Genomic DNA, 17510 nt, shown 5'->3' on the forward strand with positions numbered 1-17510 from the left:
ACCGTCTCCTTAGGATAAACTCTTTCTAATGTATTCCCGAACCGCTTCATCCATACGGGAAATCTCCGCGAGCGCTGGTTCTGGCCCGCCATGAAAACGGGATAGCGTCCGCTCCACCAAATCAGAAATGCCATAGAATCCAATTCGGCCGGCCAGATACGCTTCCACGGCCAAATCATTGGCAGCATTAAAGGCAATGGGCGAAGCTCCTCCCTGACGGCCAGCTTCCATGGCCAGTCCGAGACAAGGAAATCGCTCCATATCCGGCCGGAAAAACTCCAGGCTTCCCATGGAAAACAGATCCAGCGGTTCTAGGATTCCCGCCTCCCGCCGGGGATATGTAAGGGCAAATTGGATGGCCAGTCGCATATCAGTAGGCCCTAGCTGTGCTAGAATAGACCGATCCTCATATTCCACCATGCTGTGGACAATGCTCTGGGGATGAACCACCACCTGGATCTGGTCCAACTCCACCGCAAACAGCCATTTTGCTTCCAATACCTCCAGCCCTTTGTTGGCAAGGGTGGCGGAATCGATGGAGATCTTACGCCCCATATTCCATTTAGGATGCTTTAACGCCTGTTCCCAGGTAGCGGTTGTCATCTCCCGCCGGCTCCACCGCAAAAACGGTCCACCAGAACAGGTCAGATGGATTTTCGCGATGTTCTTATCCCGGTTTCCCATAAGGCACTGGTAGATGGCGTTGTGCTCGCTGTCCACCGGTAAAATCTCCACTCCATGGATCTGGGCCAGCTCTCGAATGGCTGCCCCTCCACAGACGATGCTCTCCTTGTTGGCTACACAGGTCTGCTTATGAAGGCGGATGGAAGCCGCAAGGGGCGCCAGTCCGGCAAACCCCACCACCGAAATAAGCGTAATATGAGCATCGCTCTCCTCCACACAACCGCTATGGGCTTCCGAGCCGCCAAGCAACTTTACCCGCTCTCCCAGATATGCCTTTGCCTCCCGATAGGCGGCTTCATCGGAAATCCCCACCACATGGGGATGGAACTCCTCAATCTGCTGATAGAGCAAGGGAAGATTTCCATGGCAGGACAAAGCCGCCACCTGGAATTCCTTCCTTCGATGGCGGATTACATCCAACGCCTGGGTCCCAATAGACCCGGTAGAGCCGATAACGGCAACCGTCTTCAATCCTTCACCTCACGCAATTAGGAAAAAGTACAGACAGATAACGGGCGCTACAAACAATACGCTGTCCAACCGGTCCATCAGTCCGCCATGATCCATAAAGATGCGGCTGTAATCCTTGATATCGATGGTGCGTTTCACCAAGGACGCCGCAAGATCCCCTATCATTCCGGCAATGGCGCAGATGCCGCCCAGCAGCACAAAGTCCAACAACGGAATGGCCATACCAAAGATGTTCTGGATAAAATACAGCGCCACCCCGGTAACCAGTCCGCCCAAAACACCGCCCAGGGCGCCCTCCCAGGATTTTTTTGGGCTGATAACAGGCGCCATCTTATGCTTTCCAAAGGCCATTCCGGTGAAATACGCAAACATATCGGGCATAGAGGCCATAAAAATAGCCATTAAGACTCCCATTCGGCAGATGGGGTCGGGCATCAGCGCCAGGCTATATAGCAATGAAGCAAATAGGCCAGGGTATAGCAACACAAAGACGGAAAAGAGGATCCCCTCAAAATCCAGCTTTCCTTCCAGAATCTTCTGTGCAAAGACCACCATCACCGCCACCAAAAAGGCGGCTACCACTCCAAGAATGCCCCAGAATCTAGCACCAACCGAGGAGATTATCACATAAAAAACCATGGGCCAGAGCTGAATGGTAGGCGCCAAACGCTTTACCGCCCGGTACATCTCATACATGGTTCCTGCCATGCATAAGAGGGCTGCAGCCATCAAGACCACTCCGCCCAGGGCCACCACCAGGCCCACCACGGCAGCTAGGATGATTCCAACTATAATTCTATTTATCATGGATGCACTCATGCGTTTAACCCAATCCGCCAAACCGGCGGTCCCGCCCGGCATACTGCCGAATGGCGTCAAAGTATACATCCACCGAAAAATCCGGCCAATGCTGCTCCACAAAGACCAGCTCGGTATAGGCTAGCTGGTACAATAGAAAGTTGCTGATCCGCTGTTCCCCGCTGGTGCGAATCAAAAGATCTGGGTCGGGCTGTCCAGCGGTATACAGGTGTTCTCCAACAAGGCCCTCATCGATGTCCTCCACCCGAAGCATCCCGCCAGCAACCTCTTCAGCCATGCGGCGCACTGCAGAAGTAATTTCCTGCCGGCTACCATAATTAAAGGCAATGTTTAAAGTCAGGTTTGGGTTATTCCGGGTTAGATCCTCCGCCCGCCGCAGCACCCGCAGGATATTGTCTGGAACATTGGTATCCACACCTAAAATCCTGATCCGCACCCCATTTTTATGGAGCTCGTCAATCTCCCGGTGGAAGTACTCCACCAGCAGGGAAAACAGCGCTTGAATCTCCGGTCGGGGCCGCCTCCAGTTCTCGCTGGAAAAGGCAAATAGCGTTAAATGCTCCACTCCCACGTCCTGGCTGGCCTGAACGATATCATGGATGCGTTCCATCCCTGCCCGGTGTCCATCGGCACGGCTTTTGCCCCTGGCTTTTGCCCAGCGGCCATTGCCGTCCATGATGATAGCAATATGCCGTGGCACCCGTTCCCGCTTAATACCCAGACGCCCTAGCATCTGAGGCTTTAATACAGTATCATTCAAAGGTTCTACCCCTTAATATGACCATTTCCCAAGACGGAATGCCTTGGGAAAAGTCAGAGTTCTGTTCTGAAGTCACAGTAGGTTAAAATCACCCTGCCCCAATCCAACTGTGCCCGCACCACGCGGGCATCATCCCCTGGAGCATTGCCCCTGGGATCCCGATAGGAAAGGGAGCAAGCCTCCACCCCTTGGCGGCAGAGCAAATCGGCAGCGGTTTGGAGCCGAAGTCCCAAATACTCTGGAAGCAAAATCAAACGGACATGATCTCCTTTTCCTTAACGGTAAGGATGCCGTCGATCTCCCGGATGGTATCGTCGGTAAGCTTTTGGACGTCCTTCTCATAAAGCCGACGATCATCCTCGGTCATGAGGTTGTTCTTTTCCTCTTTGGCCATGGCGTCATTGGCATCCCGGCGAATGGAGCGAACGGCCACCTTGGCCTCCTCGCCCAGCTTTTTCACCTGCTTCACCAGATCCCGGCGCCGCTCTTCGGTCAGCTCAGGAAATTGCAAACGGATGATCTTTCCATCGTTGCTGGGGGTGATGCCCAAATCACTCTTCATAATTGCCTTTTCTACGTCCTTCAGCGTGGAAGGATCCCATAAGGTGATGGCCAGCAGCCGGGGCTCCGGCGTGGACACATTGGCCATTTGGGGGATGGGCGTGGGCGTTCCATAGTAATCCACCATAATGCGGTCTAAAATCTGGGGATTAGCCCGGCCGGCCTTCATGCCGGAGAGCTCCCGCTTCAAAGCCTCGATGGTCTTATTCATACGTTCCCTGGAACGATCCAAAATATCAACGTCCATACCATAACCTCCTTTTTCTACATTTTACTGAAAAACCAGGATAAGATCAAGTAAACCGGATGATTTCCCGGTGAAGGACATGGGAAAATCATCCGGCCTCGTTAAAACGGCTTATCCGTGTACCAACGTCCCAATCTCCTCCCCGCGCGCCGCGCGTACAATAGAGCCTTCCTCCTTCAACGGGAACACCACGATGGGGATGTTGTTCTCCATGCAAAGGGCCACTGCAGGAGAATCCATCACCGTCAGCCCCTGGGCCAGAATATCCTTGTAGCTAATATCGCTGAATTTCTTGGCATCCGGGTTGGTCTTGGGATCACTGTCATATACCCCATCCACGTTCTTAGCCAAAAGGATCACATCGGCTCCCATCTCCGCTGCCCGCAGCGCGGCGGTGGTATCGGTGGAGAAAAACGGGTTCCCGGTCCCGCAGGCAAAGATCACAACCCGTCCCTTTTCCAGGTGCCTCGTTGCCCGGCGCCGGATATAGGGTTCAGCGATCTGCCGCATCTCAATGGCGGTCTGTACCCGGACATCCGCTCCCTTCTGCTCGATGGCATCCTGAAGGGCCAAGGAATTGATGGTAGTAGCAAGCATGCCCATATAGTCGGCGGTGCTTCGATCCATTCCCACACCGCTGCGGCCCCGCCAGATGTTTCCCGCTCCCACCACGATGCATACCTCGCAGCCCAGCCCGGCCAACTCGATGATCTGATCCCCGATGCCATTGAGAATCTCAAAATCGATGCCAAACCCCTGGGGACCGGCAAGAGCCTCCCCACTGATCTTGAGGATCACCCGTTTGTACGCAATTGCCATTATGATACACCTCCTGAGCATAAAAAAAGGGGGCCGAAACCGGCCCCCTCAGGGTTACTTACCAGCCTGCTTCATCACTTCATCCACGAAGTTGTCTTCCCGTTTCTCTAGGCCTTCGCCCATCTCATAACGGACAAAGCGGCGAACGGAAATATTCTCCCCAATAGAAGCGATGGCCTCCATAATCATGCCCTTCACGGTCTTATCGCTATCCTTTACAAAGGGCTGCTCCAGGAGACAGACCTCCTTGTAGTACTTCTCAATGCGGCCCTCTACCATGCGATCCACAATCTTCTCGGGTTTGCCCTCGTTGAGCGCCTGGGCCCGAAGGATCTCCTTCTCCTTCTCAATGACGTCGGCGGGAACCTCTTCCTTGCTGACGTACTGCGGATTGGTCGCGGCAATCTGCATAGCCACATCGTGAACCAGATCCTTGAAGTTATCGGTCTTGGCTACGAAATCGGTTTCGCAGTTGACCTCCACCAGGACGCCAATGCGGCCGCCCATGTGGATATAGCTGGCCACCAAGCCCTCAGCGGCAATGCGGCCAGACTTCTTGGCAGCGGCAGCCAAACCCTTTTCCCGCAGGATTTCGATGGCTTTGTCCATATTTCCATCGGCTTCGGTCAGGGCCCGCTTGCAGTCCATCATACCGGCGCCAGTGCGCTCTCTCAGTTCTTTTACGTCATTGGCGGTAATAGCCATACTCCATCTCCTCCTCAATTATTCAGCAGGGGCCGCTTCGGCCTCAGCAGGCGCAACCTCGGCACTGTCAATTTCCGCAATAGCCGTTTCCTCAGCCTGTTCCTCAGTCAACTCGGCAGGAGCGGGCTCCTCCTCCATCTGCTCGCCCTGGCGGCCTTCGATAACAGCATCAGCCATCTTGCCGGCGATGAGCTTTACCGCACGGATGGCGTCGTCATTGCCAGGAATGGGATAATCGATCTCGTCGGGATCACAGTTGGTATCCACGATAGCGATGATCGGGATCCCCAGGTTCCGGGCCTCAGCCACGGCAATACGCTCCTTCTTGGGATCCACCACAAAAAGAGCGGAAGGCAGGTTGCGCATCTCCTTGATGCCGCCCAGGTTCTTCTCCAACTTTTCCCGCTCCAGATTCAGCTTGATGACTTCCTTCTTGGTCATGAGGTCAAAGTCGCCGTTTTTCTCCATGGCATTGATGCGGTTCAAACGGTTGATGCTGCCCCGGATGGTCTTAAAGTTGGTAAGCATGCCGCCCAGCCAGCGGTTGTTTACATAGAACATGCCGCAGCGCTTGGCTTCCATTTCCACGCTTTCACGAGCCTGCTTCTTGGTGCCCACAAACAGGATGGAGCCGCCCTTTTCCGCCACATCACGGGCAAAGAGATAGGCTTCCTCCACCTTCTTGACGGTCTTCTGGAGATCAATGATATAGATCCCATTCCGCTCGGCAAAGATATAGCGTGCCATTTTGGGGTTCCAACGACGGGTCTGGTGCCCAAAATGCACGCCAGCTTCTAACAGTTGTTTCATGGAAATAACAGACATAACAAAACTCCTCCTTGTTTTTCCTCCCCGTGGACGCTCATACCAATGGCACAAGGATTTTATCCATGGGTGTGTTTTTCCGAATATGGATTATACCATAGGATGCCTTTCCACGCAAGGGAAAATCCTACTGGATCAAACCATAGCTCAAGCCCAGTCCCTGAAGAATCAGTTCCTGTAACTTAGGCGTGGTCTGAGCCAGGGAAAACATGCGCTGGCCTTGCGCGTCCTCCTGGCTTTCCAGCACCAGCACCTCTTCGCCAATACCAGGCTCCGAGGAACGCAGCACTAGATATTCCACCCCCTCCAGGGCAAACGCGGCATAGGGGAAGTATTCCGTTCGGTTTCCCTCTCCATCGATGATGGTAGCCATCAGTTCGTTTCTATCGTTGATCCCAAACATAGCGTCAACACCTCGCGTCGATATAGGCCTGTAGGATCAGTTGGGCAGCCAGCATATCCACCACATTTTTTCGTTTTTTCCGGGATACATCTGCCGAAATCAAAACCCGGTTGGCCTGGGCGCTGGTGAGGCGCTCATCGAAGTAGTCCTGTTCCACAGGGCACCGAATGGATAACGCTTCCCCAAATGCCCGAACCTTCTCGCAGGCGGGTCCCTGGGTGCCGTTCATATTGATGGGAAGCCCCAGAACCACCCGCTCCGCCGAGAGTTCTCTCACCCGGTCCGCGATATATGCGCAATCCTGGTCCAAGTCTCCGGTCCGGCGGTATGTCTCCACCCCCGAAGCGATGATCTCCCGCTCATCGCAAACCGCAATTCCGATGCGCACATCTCCAATATCCAATCCAACCATTCTCATATCGTCAATACACCTTTATGCAAAATTCCGGACATTCTTTGGCGCAGTAGCCGCAAAGAACACAACGTTCCTGATCCACCTTGGCCCGTCCATCCTCCACCCGGATAGCCCTCTGCTTACACCGGGCAGCACAGGCCCCGCATCCCACACACCAATCGGCGATGTGAAGCCTTCGCGCCTGTCCATGGGTTTTAATGAACAGATCCTCCTGGGGGTTTCCGTTAAAATAAGCCAGGTTGCAGTCCACCTCCAGAGCATTCTGCATTCCAAGAGGGATGCAATCCACATCCTCCAGTCCCGCCACATAGTCAAGCGCTTCTCGGGCACCGCCCGAGAGGTGCCCGCCCCCCAGAGGCTTCATGGCGGTAATCCCCTTTCCCGCCTGCTTCGCCTCCCGGATCACGGAAAGCATGTCCAGCAAAGACCCATCCATAATGCCGTATCCCTTCCAATTCAGGGGAACGCTGAGCACATCCACCTGGGGCATCTTTGCAACAGCGGCGGCACAGCCCACAAAATGGGTGGAAACTCCTACCGCCTTGATAACGCCCTTTTCCTTCAGAGCCAGATAATAGTCCAGCGCCTCCCGATGTCCCCGCAGCGTATGAACGCTTTCCTGCTCATGAAGCATCATCACATCGATTTGATTTCTGCCCAATGCATTCATGGCTCGGCCAACGCTTTCAGCCGCCCAAGCCCGGTCGTAGGCATAGGACTTGGTCATCACCACAACGTCGGGAAAAAAGCGAATCCCCTCCCGGATATGGCCATAATTCTCGTAATACTCCGCGGTATCCAAGCAAGTTACCCCGCCCGAAAAAGCCTGTGCCATGAGCCTTCCCCCCTGGAGATAGGAAAGGCCCTTTTGCAAAGGGCCTACGGTAAGCGTACCAAAACATAGACGGGATACTAAAATACCGCTCTTTCCCAGCTTCCGGTATTCCATCTTACATATGTTTGTTCTGAATATAGTAGGTAATGATTTCCTCCAAAAGCTCATCCCGCTCCAAGCGGCAGATGAGGGAACGCGCGTCCCCATAGCTGGTGATATAGGTGGGATCGCCCGAGATGATATAACCCACCAGTTGGTTGATGGGATCATAGCCCTTGGCCTGAAGGGCGCTATACACCCGCGCAATGATGGAAGCGGGCGTATCCGTCTGTTCCTTAATGGGAGAGAAAGCCACGGTTTTATCCATATCGGTCACCTCTTGCACATATTATACCTTACACACGGGGGTTTGACAAACGCATTTCCCATAAGAATCCGTGATGTATTTCTTAAGAAAAAGAAAAGCGCACCGTCCCTAGAAAACTATATGGTTTTCACCGCCCATCCATGCCAAAAGGAAAAGGACGGAAGTGAAACGTCCACCCCCGTCCTTTGGCCTTTAGAGATCGATCCCCATGCGATGCGCCTGGCGTTTCATCTTGCGGCCCATACGCTTCATGTTTCGCGAGGAAAGATCGCCGTGCATGGCCATGGTTGCCACAGCACCGATGACGCTGCCGGCGGCAACGCCAATCAACATCGAAGTCTTCATATGTACATTCGCCCCTTTCGACACAGATTCGTTATTATTCTGTCCCGATTCCGCGGTTTCATGGGGATGGAAGCCTGGAAACCCTGGAGCGATTTTCCAATTTATCGGGATTTATAATCCTCAATAGCGGCTTTGATGGCCTCTTCAGCCAGGACGCTGCAGTGTACCTTGGCGGGGGGCAAGCCGCCCAGCGCATCCATAACTGCGGCATTGCTCAGGGAAAGCGCCTCCTCCACCGTGCGGCCTTTTACCAGCTCCGTGGCCATGCTGCTGGTAGCGATAGCCGCGCCGCAGCCGTAGGTCATAAATTTAGCGTCCTCCACCACCTCATCGTCATTGATCTTCAGATAGATGCGCATGATATCACCGCATTTGGCGTTGCCCACCTCCCCTACGCCGCTGGCGTCTGGGATTTCCCCTACGTTCCTGGGATTCATAAAATGGTCCATTACTTTTTCGCTATACATGACGCAATCCGTCCTTTCTTTGATTGAATAGAGGAGACATCATCCGAAGCCGCTCCACAATGGGCGGAAGAACCTCCAAAACGGTGTCGATCTCTTGCTGGGTTGTATCGGTGCCCAAAGTCAGCCGCAGGGAGCCATGGGCGATCTCATGGGATAGTCCCAGCGCCAGCAGCACGTGGGATGGATCCAGGGATCCCGATGTGCAGGCACTGCCGCTGGCGCCTGCAATTCCCTTCATATCCAGCATCAGAAGGAGGCCCTCTCCCTCCACGAACTCAAAGCAAAAACTGGCGTTGTTGGGCAGCCGGTTCTCCCGAGGACCGTTGAGCCGGGTAAAGGGAATCCGCTCCAGCACTCCATCGATGAGCCGATCCCGGAGCGCTGAAATCCGCGCGGCATTTTCCTCCATATGGGCCACCGCCAATTCCGCGGCGGCGCCCAATCCCACAGCTCCCGGGATGTTCTCGGTGCCAGGGCGCCGGTTTCTCTCCTGTGCGCCCCCAAAGAGGATGGGCGCAAGGCGAACACCCTTTCGTATATACATGGCACCGATGCCTTTAGGTCCATAGAGCTTGTGCCCCGATAGGGAAAGAAGATCAATGCCCATCTCCGCAACATCTATGGGCACACTACCAAAGGCCTGTACCGCATCGGTATGGAACAGCACCCCATGGTCGCGGCATACCCGCGCGATCTCTGAAACGGGCTCAATGGTGCCAATCTCATTGTTGGCAAACATAACGGACACCAAGCTGGTATCCGGGCGGATGGCCGCTTCCACCTGCTGGGGAGTAACAAATCCCTCACTGTCCACCGGAAGATAGGTCACCTGATAGCCCTCTTTCTCCAGAGCTTCCATGGTATGGAGCACCGCATGATGCTCAATGGCGGTGGTGATCAAGTGTTTCCCTTTATCCCGATAGGCCTTTGCCGCCCCCCGAATCAGCAGGTTATCGCTCTCGCTTCCGCCGCCGGTAAAGTATATCTCATCCCGCTGTGCATGCAACGCCCTTGCAAGCTGCTCTCTGGCTTCATCCAGCGCCGCCTTGGCCTCCCGGGAGTAACTGTGTACCCCTCCTGGATTGCCGAATTTCTCAGTAAAATAGGGCAGCATGGCCTCCAATACCGCGGGCTTTACATAGGTGGTTGCCGCATGGTCTAAATAGATTCTATTCATAATTACTGCCTCCCAAGCTCCTCTTGGATTCTCCTTTGTTCCATCAGCATGGACGATAGGGTCAGGTTGTCCACCACCCGGTCGATTCCTTCCCGAATTTGGCGGTAGACGTAGTTTTCCACGCACTGCCTGGCATATGCGCAGGATACCTCCGTCTCGGCACAGGATACCGGGGCCACGGTGCCCTCCAAAGCACGCAGAATCTCTCCTATGGTGATCTCCTCCGGCGGCCTGGCAAGAGCATAGCCGCCCTGGGCGCCTCGAATGGATTGCACCACCCCGGCTTTGCGCAGCTTTTTAAAAAGCTGTTCCAAATAATGCTCTGAAATCCCCTGGGCCTCGGCAATGGCGCGGATGGATACCGGCGTTTCTCCATAGCGACAGGCCAGCTCAAACATGGCTTTCAAACCATATCGTCCTTTGGTGGAAATCTTCACCCGGGATCCCCCCATTTCCTAGTATTTTACTCTGAAATCATTTTATTATATCCGATTATTTTTGTCAACAATAAATCCAAAAAAATGATCCCTCTCAACCATTCCAGGAGAGGGATCATTTTTTAATCTCAGACGTATTCCTCTGCGAGGATTCCATATACATAGGTATCCTGCCAGATCGGTTGGCCTTGGTCATCGCGAGAGAAGTAGATACTCTTAACCAGGTGTCCCTCTCTACGCATCCCCAAGCGTTCCATTAAGCGCCACGATGCGCTGTTCATCGGATTACAGCTGGCCGTTACGAGATGGGCTTTCTTCTCCTCAAAAGCGTATCGAAGCAAAGCGGAGGCCGCTTCAGTAGCATACCCTTTCCCCCAGAAATCCAGATGAAAAACATAGCCCAGCTCCCAAGCGGCATAGTCCTGTTCTTCCAGATACAGATTTCCTATCAGATGGCCATTCTTCTTTAGGCATACCGCCCAAAAACGATCGTCCTTGGAACGGCGAAGGGCCTCCTGCTTACTCTTCTCCCTAGAAAAGACACCATATGGTTCATATTTTACAACCTCTTCCAGGGAAAGATAGGCATGCAAAGGCTCCCAATCCTGGGGCCGAAAATGACGAAGGCATAACCGGGCGGTCTCCATCCCCCTTTTCCTTATCCTCGATACAGGGGAAACCGCTCACAGAGCGCGATGACCTGTTCCTTCACCTGGGGCACGGCGCTCTCCCCTTCCTGAACCAGACGGGCGATAAAACCAGCGATCAAATCCATCTCGGCTTCCTTCATTCCCCGAGTGGTCATAGCCGGAGAACCAATCCGTAGCCCGCTGGTAACGGTGGGTTTTTCGGGGTCAAAGGGCACTGCATTCTTGTTGGTGGTAATGTTGGCGCTATGGAGCAGGGTCTCCATTTCATTGCCCTTCCGTCCGCTTCCCCGCAGATCAATGAGCATCAGATGGTTATCGGTGCCGCCGGATACCAGATTCACACCCCGATCCATGAGGCCTTTGGCAAGTGCCTTGGCGTTCTTCACCACCTGGGCCATGTATTCGTTGTATTCGGAGGTCAGCGCTTCCTTGAAACAGATGGCCTTTCCAGCGATCACATGCATCAGAGGCCCTCCCTGGATCCCCGGAAAGATGGCCTTATCGATCTTCTTAGCGTACTCCTTTTTGCAGAGAATCATGCCGCCGCGGGGACCCCGCAGGGTCTTGTGGGTGGTGGTGGTCACAAAATCCGCATAGGGTACCGGGCTGGGATGAAGCCCCGCGGCAACCATCCCCGCGAAATGCGCCATGTCCACCATGAGAAGCGCTCCCACCTCATCGGCAATCTCCCGGAACCGCTTGAAATCCAGCTCCCTGGGATAGGCGGAATATCCGGCGATGATCAGCTTGGGCCGGCATTCCAAGGCGATCTCCCGCACCTTATCGTAGTCCACCATGCCGGTCTCAGGATCCACGCCATAGGAATGAAACTCATAGGTCTTGCCGGAATAGTTCACAGGGCTTCCGTGGGTCAGATGCCCTCCTTGGTCCAAGCTCATGCCCAGCACGCGGTCTCCCGGCTTCAGCATGGCGAAAAATACAGCGGTATTGGCCTGGCTGCCGGAATGGGGCTGAACGTTGGCGTGCTCCGCCTGGAACAGCTGGCAGGCCCGCTCCCGTGCCAGGTTCTCCACCACATCCACATACTCGCAGCCGCCATAGTAGCGATGGCCGGGATAGCCCTCTGCATACTTGTTGGTCAGATGGGAGCCGCAGGCTTCCAGCACCGCTTTCGATACAAAATTTTCACTGGCGATGAGCTCAATGTGCTCCTGCTGACGCTTCAGCTCCAAATCAAAGGCTTCCGCAACGGCCGGGTCCTCCCGGCGAACCGCGTCGTATTCGATCATCCCGATCCCTCCGCTTTATTACGTTAATATGTCGTTTATTATAGAGGAGCCCTCCCCAGAATGCAAGGCCGGAAGCAGAAAATTTCATGAGCGATGGATTCCGAATAAATAGTGGAGCATATCCCCCGCAAAATACCGGATAATAAACTCCTTTTCCTTGGTCATACCAATGGCCTCCGCCACCCGAATTGAGGCCCGATTGTCCGCCTTGATGATGGCGCACACCCAAGGGGCATCCAACGGCCCAAAAGCGTAGTCCCTGCATCCGGCCGCAGCTTCTCTGGCATATCCCCGATGCCAAAACCGCTTCTTTAGCTGATAGCCAATCTCCAACACCTCCTGGCCCTCGCAATCCTGGATGGTAAGGCCAGCCTCCCCCACCATCCTATCGGATCCCTTCTCCACAAGGGCCCATAAACCAAACCCGTCCTTTTGATACCGGTTCAATTGCCGGTCCAGCCAGATCTGTACGTCCTCATCGGTAAAATCGTGCTCGTAGGCATACATCACTTCCGGATCCTTCAGGATCTCAGCCAAATCCATAAAGTCCCCCTGACTCAACTGTCTCAGATAGAGTCGATCCGTTTCCAAAACCACTTCAATCCATCCCCCAAAGCGAAAAGAAAGGAATGGGCAATCCTTGCCCATTCCCAGCTTTTCCGTCTATCGTTTCTTGCCAGTCCTAAAAGGCCCCGCCCAGCATGGCCGAAAAGTCCTCCTTGGACTTGGCGCCGATGGACTTGTCCACAATCTCCCCGTTTTTGAATACACAAACGGTAGGAATGGTCATAACACGAAATTGTGCCGCCAGATCCTGTTCCTCGTCCACGTTAATCTTGCAAACCTTGGCTTTTCCGGCAAAATCCGCGGCCAATTCCTCCATAATGGGGCCAACCATGCGGCAGGGGCCGCACCAGGGGGCCCAAAAATCCACCATCACGGGAATCTCACTTTTGAGCACCTCATGATCAAAGGTGTCCTTGGTCACATTGATGATCTGATCAGAAGCCATATCCATCACTCCTTTCATAGCTCGTCTCTTATTATATCACGAATCTCGGGGGAAAATCTTCCTTTCCGGGAAAAGACCGGATTCAGCAGACGCAGGATTCCGTACCCCATCGCCGCACTGCCAATGGCGATGAGGGCTGTATAAATTTCCGATATCCCATAACGGCCCCGAAGCCATTCCCCCAAGACTGCCCCCAGAATCAGCATCAAAAGGGGAATCCCGTAGGCGATGGCGGTGGCCGATAGCATGGTGCCCCCCCGCAGTTCCACCGTTACCCGGTCTCCTACCCTGGCACCCGGCGTATTTTTCAGTACCACCGACATCTTTTTCTCCCCCTCCAGGGGGGTGCAGGCCCGACAGGAACCGCAGGCCTCGTGGCGGTTAAACACCACGGTAGCCATACCGTTTTCCACTAATTCTACTGTTCCCACTTCTCTCAAAACAATTCCTCCCAAGAGACCAGTCCGGCGGCAGAAAGCGCTACCGCATTGGCCAACAAGAGTCCCATGGCGTTTGGCACAAAAGCCATGGAGGCAACGACCCCTTTCTCCGCCTGGCGCGGCGGTTCCAGGCTTACCACCACAGGATGGCGCTCCACTGTTCCCCGCAGCTCCCGTCGCAGAACGCGGCAGACCGGGTCCTGCGCGGTAGCGAATAGATCAGCGTAGCAAAGCCGATCCGCCCAAAGCCGGTTTCCCGCCCCTGTAGCCGAAATGATCCGAATCCCTCGAGCATGGCAGTTTTTGATCAAAGCCACCTTATCCCTCAGGCTGTCGATGGCGTCGACAACATACCCCACATCCGCGGGAATCAGCTCCTCCAGATTTTCCTCCCGGAGAAATCTCCCGTGGATGGTGGTTCGTACTTCCGGCGCAACGGACGCGATCTCCTCCGCCATGGCGTCGGCCTTGTTCCGGCCCATATTTTCCGCCCTGGCTACTCGTTGCCGATTCAAATTACTGGGTACGACTTGATCCCCATCGATGAGAATCAGCTCCCCCAATCCGCTTCTTGCCAGGGAAACGGCTGCAGCGCCGCCCACTCCTCCCAGGCCTACCACAGCGGCGCGTGTCTCTCGGAGCCGATCCAACCCATCCTGGCCGATAAGCGCCCGTGTCCGGGCGTAGAGGTTATCTTCCATCTTCCGCAACACGAATGGCAATGGAAAGTTCGTCCAGCTGCTTTTGTTCCACATAATCCGGCGCCCCAGTCATCAGGCAGCTGCTGGTCTGAACCTTGGGGAACGCAATCACATCTCGGATGCTGCTGCTCTTTGTCAGGATCATGCATAGCCGGTCAAAGCCAAAGGCAAGCCCTCCATGGGGAGGTACCCCATAACGGAAGGCGTTCAAAAGGAATCCAAACCGCTCCTGGGCCTCCTCACGGCTATGGCCCAAGAGTGCAAACATCCGCTCCTGTACCTCTTGGCTATGGATGCGGATGCTTCCGCCACCGGCCTCCATGCCGTTGATTACCAGATCATAAGCTTTGGCCCGAACCCGGCCGGGATCGCTCTCCAGATAGGGCAAATCCTCATCCATGGGGCTGGTAAAGGGATGGTGCATAGCGGTCCACCGCCCTTCCTCCTCGTCATACTCCAAAAGGGGGAACTCCGTCACCCATAGGATGCCCAGCTTGGTTTCATCGATGAGCCCCCGCTCCCGGCCGATCTTCAGCCTCAGCTGGCCCAGCACATCAAACACGACGCGGTTCCTCTCATCGGCGATGAACAACATCATATCCCCGGCCTTAGCGGCCATCCGCTCTGCAATGGCTTCAACAACGCCATCCTTTAAAAATTTCGCGATAGGTGCCTTTAAACTTCCGTCCGGCACCAGGCCAATATAGGCCATACCCTTTGCGCCAAACTCCTTGCAGAATGCGGTAAGGGCATCCAGCTGCTTCCGGCTAAAGGCCTCCGCGCCTCCCGGCACGCAGATGCCCCGGACGCTGCCCCCCGCCGCCACCGGTCCCTCAAAGGCGGCAAAACCGCAGTCCCGCACGATATCGCTTACATCAGAAAACTCCAGGCCAAAGCGTACGTCCGGCTTATCGCTGCCAAACCGTTCCATGGCTTCCCGATAGGTCAGGCGCGGAAAAGGCGGTGTAAGCTTCACTCCCCAAGCCACATCGAACAATTTGGCAATGAGCCCCTCGTTGACGGACATCACGTCCTCAGGCTCCACAAAGGACATCTCCAGATCGATCTGGGTAAACTCAGGCTGGCGATCCGCCCGTAGATCCTCATCCCGAAAACATTTGGCAATCTGAAAATATCTATCAAATCCCGCCACCATGCATAGCTGCTTGAACATCTGAGGGGACTGGGGCAGGGCAAAGAACTTCCCCGGTTGTACCCGGCTGGGCACCAGATAGTCCCGGGCGCCCTCGGGGGTGCTCTTATTTAGGATAGGGGTTTCGATCTCCAAAAACCCCGCTCCGCAGAGATACTCTCGGGTGGCCTGGGCCAGCTTGTGACGCAGCAAAAACCGTTCCTGCATCTCGGGACGCCGCAAATCCAGATAGCGGTATTGGAGCCGTAGCTCCTCCCGGGTGTTGATGCCGTCCTGGATATAAAAGGGCGGGGTCTCAGCTTCCGAAAGAATCTTCACATCCTCCGCCTTGACCTCGATCTCCCCGGTCTTCATATTGGGGTTTATATTCCGCTCTTCTCGCAGGGCCACCGTGCCGGTCAAGGCCAGCACATATTCTCCCCGGATGGATTCCACCTTCCGGTAATCCCCCTTAAAATCGCTCTCATCAAAGACGCATTGGACGATCCCCGTCCGGTCCCGGAGGGTAATGAACACCAATGCTCCCAGATCCCGGCGGCTATGAACCCATCCCATGAGGGTCACCTTTTCTCCCGTCAGCCTCTTATCCACCTCACCGCACATAACGGTGCGGTGCATGGTCCCCATCAATTCAGCCATTTGTTTCTCCCCCTTTGAGCATTTCCAGGACTCGATCTACAAGCCCGGCCCGGCCAACCTCCGTCTGTTCCCGGGTGGACATGTTGCGAACTATCACCACGCCCTTTTGGCGTTCCTCATCCCCCTGGATTACCACCAGCCGGGCTCCCAGCTTTTCAGCATAGCGCATCTGCGCCTTCATACTGCGGACCAGGGGATCAAAATCCGCCCGGATGCCAGCCCTCCGAAGATCATCAGCCAGCTGGAGGGACTCTTTTCCGTCCCCCATGGCAATGCAGAAAGCGTCACAGCGGCCGGTCTCCTGCGGCAGCTTCCCATAGGACTCCAGCAAAATCATGAGACGCTCCATGCCCATGCCAAATCCAATTCCCGGCATGCTGGGCCCACCAACGGTCTCCACCAGCCGGTCATACCGTCCGCCGCCGCATACAGTTCCCTGGGCGCCGATGCGGTTGCTGATGATCTCAAACACCGTCTTGGTATAATAATCCAGACCCCGAACGATACCGCTGTCAATGGCATAGGGGATGTTCAGGGCGGCGAGGCTCTCCTGCAATGCGGAAAAATGCTCGCTGCACTCAGGACAGAGATGATCGATCATCCGGGGCGCGTCCTTGGCGATTGCATGACAACGCTCCTCTTTGCAATCCAGAAGGCGGAGCGGATTCCGCTCATAGCGATCCCTGCACAGGGCGCACATCTCCTGAAGATGGGGCGCAAAATAGTCCTTCAGCGTCTGATTATAGGCCGGACGGCATTTCTCACAGCCGATGCTGTTGATATTTACGCTCAGATCGTCGATGCCCACCTCCCGCAAAACCGTCAGAGCTAGGCTAATGGCCTCGGCATCGGTATAGGCGCTGGGAGATCCAAAGATCTCCACTCCAAACTGATGGTGCTCCCGAAGCCGGCCCGCCTGGGGCCGCTCATAGCGAAACACTGGGCAGTAGAGATAATACATTTTAATGGGGAGGGGTTCGTTAAAAAGGGCATGCTCCGTAAACGCCCGAACAGCGCCGCCGGTCCCCTCGGGTTTAAGGGTGATACTGCGTCCGCCCTTATCAAGAAACGTGTACATCTCTTTCTGAACGATATCGGTGGTATCCCCAACCCCCCGCAAAAAGAGCTCGGTCTGCTCGATCACCGGGGTGCGGATCTCTCGGAAGCCATACCTTGCAGTAACGGCCCGCATGGTATCCTCCAGGTGATGCCACAAATGGGCTTCGCCGGGCAAAACGTCTTTGGTTCCCTTCAGCGCGCGGTACGCCATCGTGTTTTCCTCCATTTCAACGGCAATATAAGAAAAAGAGCCTCTCCCAAGGGGACGG

At 55.0% G+C, this 17510-nt stretch carries 23 protein-coding genes and 1 pseudogene; all 24 read right to left on the reverse strand.

From position 1 onward, the window contains the following. Positions 1-9 precede the first annotated feature (9 nt). The gene (dxr, locus tag KP626_RS02420) at positions 10-1155 is read right to left on the reverse strand and encodes a 1-deoxy-D-xylulose-5-phosphate reductoisomerase (RefSeq protein ID WP_395977992.1); all 1146 of its coding nucleotides are present in this window, start codon (positions 1153-1155) and stop codon (positions 10-12) included. A gap of 9 nt (positions 1156-1164) precedes the next feature. Then, a complete protein-coding gene (locus KP626_RS02425; protein ID WP_395977994.1) occupies positions 1165-1962 on the reverse strand; it encodes a phosphatidate cytidylyltransferase in 798 nt (265 codons plus the stop codon). A gap of 16 nt (positions 1963-1978) precedes the next feature. Further along, positions 1979-2707, reverse strand: a complete 729-nt coding sequence (locus KP626_RS02430; protein WP_395978923.1) for an isoprenyl transferase — start codon at positions 2705-2707, stop codon at positions 1979-1981. Between the two features lie 80 nt (positions 2708-2787). Further along, entirely contained in the window at positions 2788-2988 is a 201-nt protein-coding gene (locus KP626_RS02435; RefSeq protein WP_395977996.1) for a hypothetical protein, read from the reverse strand. Further along, entirely contained in the window at positions 2985-3542 is a 558-nt protein-coding gene (frr, locus tag KP626_RS02440) for a ribosome recycling factor (protein WP_395977998.1), read from the reverse strand. Before frr ends, KP626_RS02435 begins: the two co-directional genes overlap by 4 nt. Before the next feature lie 111 nt (positions 3543-3653). After that, complete coding sequence (gene pyrH, locus KP626_RS02445) at positions 3654-4361, reverse strand: UMP kinase (RefSeq protein WP_395978000.1); 708 nt, start codon at positions 4359-4361, stop codon at positions 3654-3656. A 54-nt stretch (positions 4362-4415) separates the two neighbouring features. Then, positions 4416-5066: a translation elongation factor Ts gene (gene tsf, locus KP626_RS02450; RefSeq protein WP_395978002.1), complete on the reverse strand. Its 651-nt coding sequence runs from the start codon at positions 5064-5066 to the stop codon at positions 4416-4418. Between the two features lie 18 nt (positions 5067-5084). Continuing rightward, a complete protein-coding gene (rpsB, locus tag KP626_RS02455; RefSeq protein ID WP_395978004.1) occupies positions 5085-5891 on the reverse strand; it encodes a 30S ribosomal protein S2 in 807 nt (268 codons plus the stop codon). Positions 5892-6018: 127 nt separating this feature from the next. Then, entirely contained in the window at positions 6019-6294 is a 276-nt protein-coding gene (locus tag KP626_RS02460) for a hypothetical protein (protein ID WP_395978006.1), read from the reverse strand. 4 nt (positions 6295-6298) lie between these two features. Beyond that, positions 6299-6712, reverse strand: a complete 414-nt coding sequence (gene ruvX, locus KP626_RS02465) for a Holliday junction resolvase RuvX (RefSeq protein ID WP_395978008.1) — start codon at positions 6710-6712, stop codon at positions 6299-6301. A 4-nt stretch (positions 6713-6716) separates the two neighbouring features. After that, positions 6717-7712 (reverse strand): aldo/keto reductase, encoded by a 996-nt coding sequence (locus KP626_RS02470; RefSeq protein WP_395978010.1) that lies wholly within the window; start codon positions 7710-7712, stop codon positions 6717-6719. Then, positions 7660-7911 carry an IreB family regulatory phosphoprotein gene (locus KP626_RS02475; protein WP_395978012.1) on the reverse strand — a complete coding sequence of 84 codons (252 nt, stop codon included), beginning with the start codon at positions 7909-7911 and terminating at the stop codon, positions 7660-7662. Before KP626_RS02475 ends, KP626_RS02470 begins: the two co-directional genes overlap by 53 nt. A 192-nt stretch (positions 7912-8103) precedes the next feature. After that, on the reverse strand, positions 8104-8256 hold the full coding sequence (locus KP626_RS02480; RefSeq protein ID WP_395978014.1) for a hypothetical protein: 153 nt from the start codon (positions 8254-8256) through the stop codon (positions 8104-8106). A gap of 104 nt (positions 8257-8360) precedes the next feature. Then, positions 8361-8723 (reverse strand): annotated as a pseudogene (gene nifU / locus KP626_RS02485) (Fe-S cluster assembly scaffold protein NifU); the annotation flags it as partial. After that, positions 8716-9900: a cysteine desulfurase NifS gene (gene nifS / locus KP626_RS02490; protein ID WP_395978016.1), complete on the reverse strand. Its 1185-nt coding sequence runs from the start codon at positions 9898-9900 to the stop codon at positions 8716-8718. The pseudogene nifU and the gene nifS, both read right to left, overlap by 8 nt. 2 nt (positions 9901-9902) lie before the next feature. Beyond that, positions 9903-10337 carry an RrF2 family transcriptional regulator gene (locus tag KP626_RS02495; RefSeq protein WP_395978018.1) on the reverse strand — a complete coding sequence of 145 codons (435 nt, stop codon included), beginning with the start codon at positions 10335-10337 and terminating at the stop codon, positions 9903-9905. A 128-nt stretch (positions 10338-10465) separates the two neighbouring features. Beyond that, on the reverse strand, positions 10466-10984 hold the full coding sequence (locus KP626_RS02500) for a GNAT family N-acetyltransferase (RefSeq protein ID WP_395978020.1): 519 nt from the start codon (positions 10982-10984) through the stop codon (positions 10466-10468). 11 nt (positions 10985-10995) lie between these two features. Beyond that, positions 10996-12234, reverse strand: coding sequence for a serine hydroxymethyltransferase (gene glyA / locus KP626_RS02505; RefSeq protein WP_395978925.1), 1239 nt, complete (start codon positions 12232-12234; stop codon positions 10996-10998). Positions 12235-12321: 87 nt separating this feature from the next. Continuing rightward, complete coding sequence (locus KP626_RS02510) at positions 12322-12834, reverse strand: GNAT family N-acetyltransferase (RefSeq protein WP_395978022.1); 513 nt, start codon at positions 12832-12834, stop codon at positions 12322-12324. Positions 12835-12919: 85 nt separating this feature from the next. After that, a complete protein-coding gene (gene trxA, locus KP626_RS02515) occupies positions 12920-13249 on the reverse strand; it encodes a thioredoxin (protein ID WP_395978024.1) in 330 nt (109 codons plus the stop codon). A 14-nt stretch (positions 13250-13263) separates the two neighbouring features. Then, on the reverse strand, positions 13264-13680 hold the full coding sequence (locus tag KP626_RS02520; RefSeq protein ID WP_395978927.1) for a SoxR reducing system RseC family protein: 417 nt from the start codon (positions 13678-13680) through the stop codon (positions 13264-13266). A 5-nt stretch (positions 13681-13685) separates the two neighbouring features. Next, a complete protein-coding gene (locus tag KP626_RS02525) occupies positions 13686-14390 on the reverse strand; it encodes a ThiF family adenylyltransferase (RefSeq protein WP_395978026.1) in 705 nt (234 codons plus the stop codon). Then, positions 14380-16182, reverse strand: coding sequence for an aspartate--tRNA ligase (gene aspS, locus KP626_RS02530; RefSeq protein ID WP_395978028.1), 1803 nt, complete (start codon positions 16180-16182; stop codon positions 14380-14382). Before aspS ends, KP626_RS02525 begins: the two co-directional genes overlap by 11 nt. Further along, a complete protein-coding gene (gene hisS / locus KP626_RS02535; protein WP_395978030.1) occupies positions 16175-17452 on the reverse strand; it encodes a histidine--tRNA ligase in 1278 nt (425 codons plus the stop codon). The genes aspS and hisS overlap by 8 nt, the downstream gene beginning before the upstream one ends. Between the last annotated feature and the right edge of the window lie 58 nt (positions 17453-17510).

This window comes from Christensenella sp. MSJ-20 (assembly GCF_044357945.1).
Classification (GTDB): Bacteria; Bacillota; Clostridia; order Christensenellales; family QAND01; genus QAND01.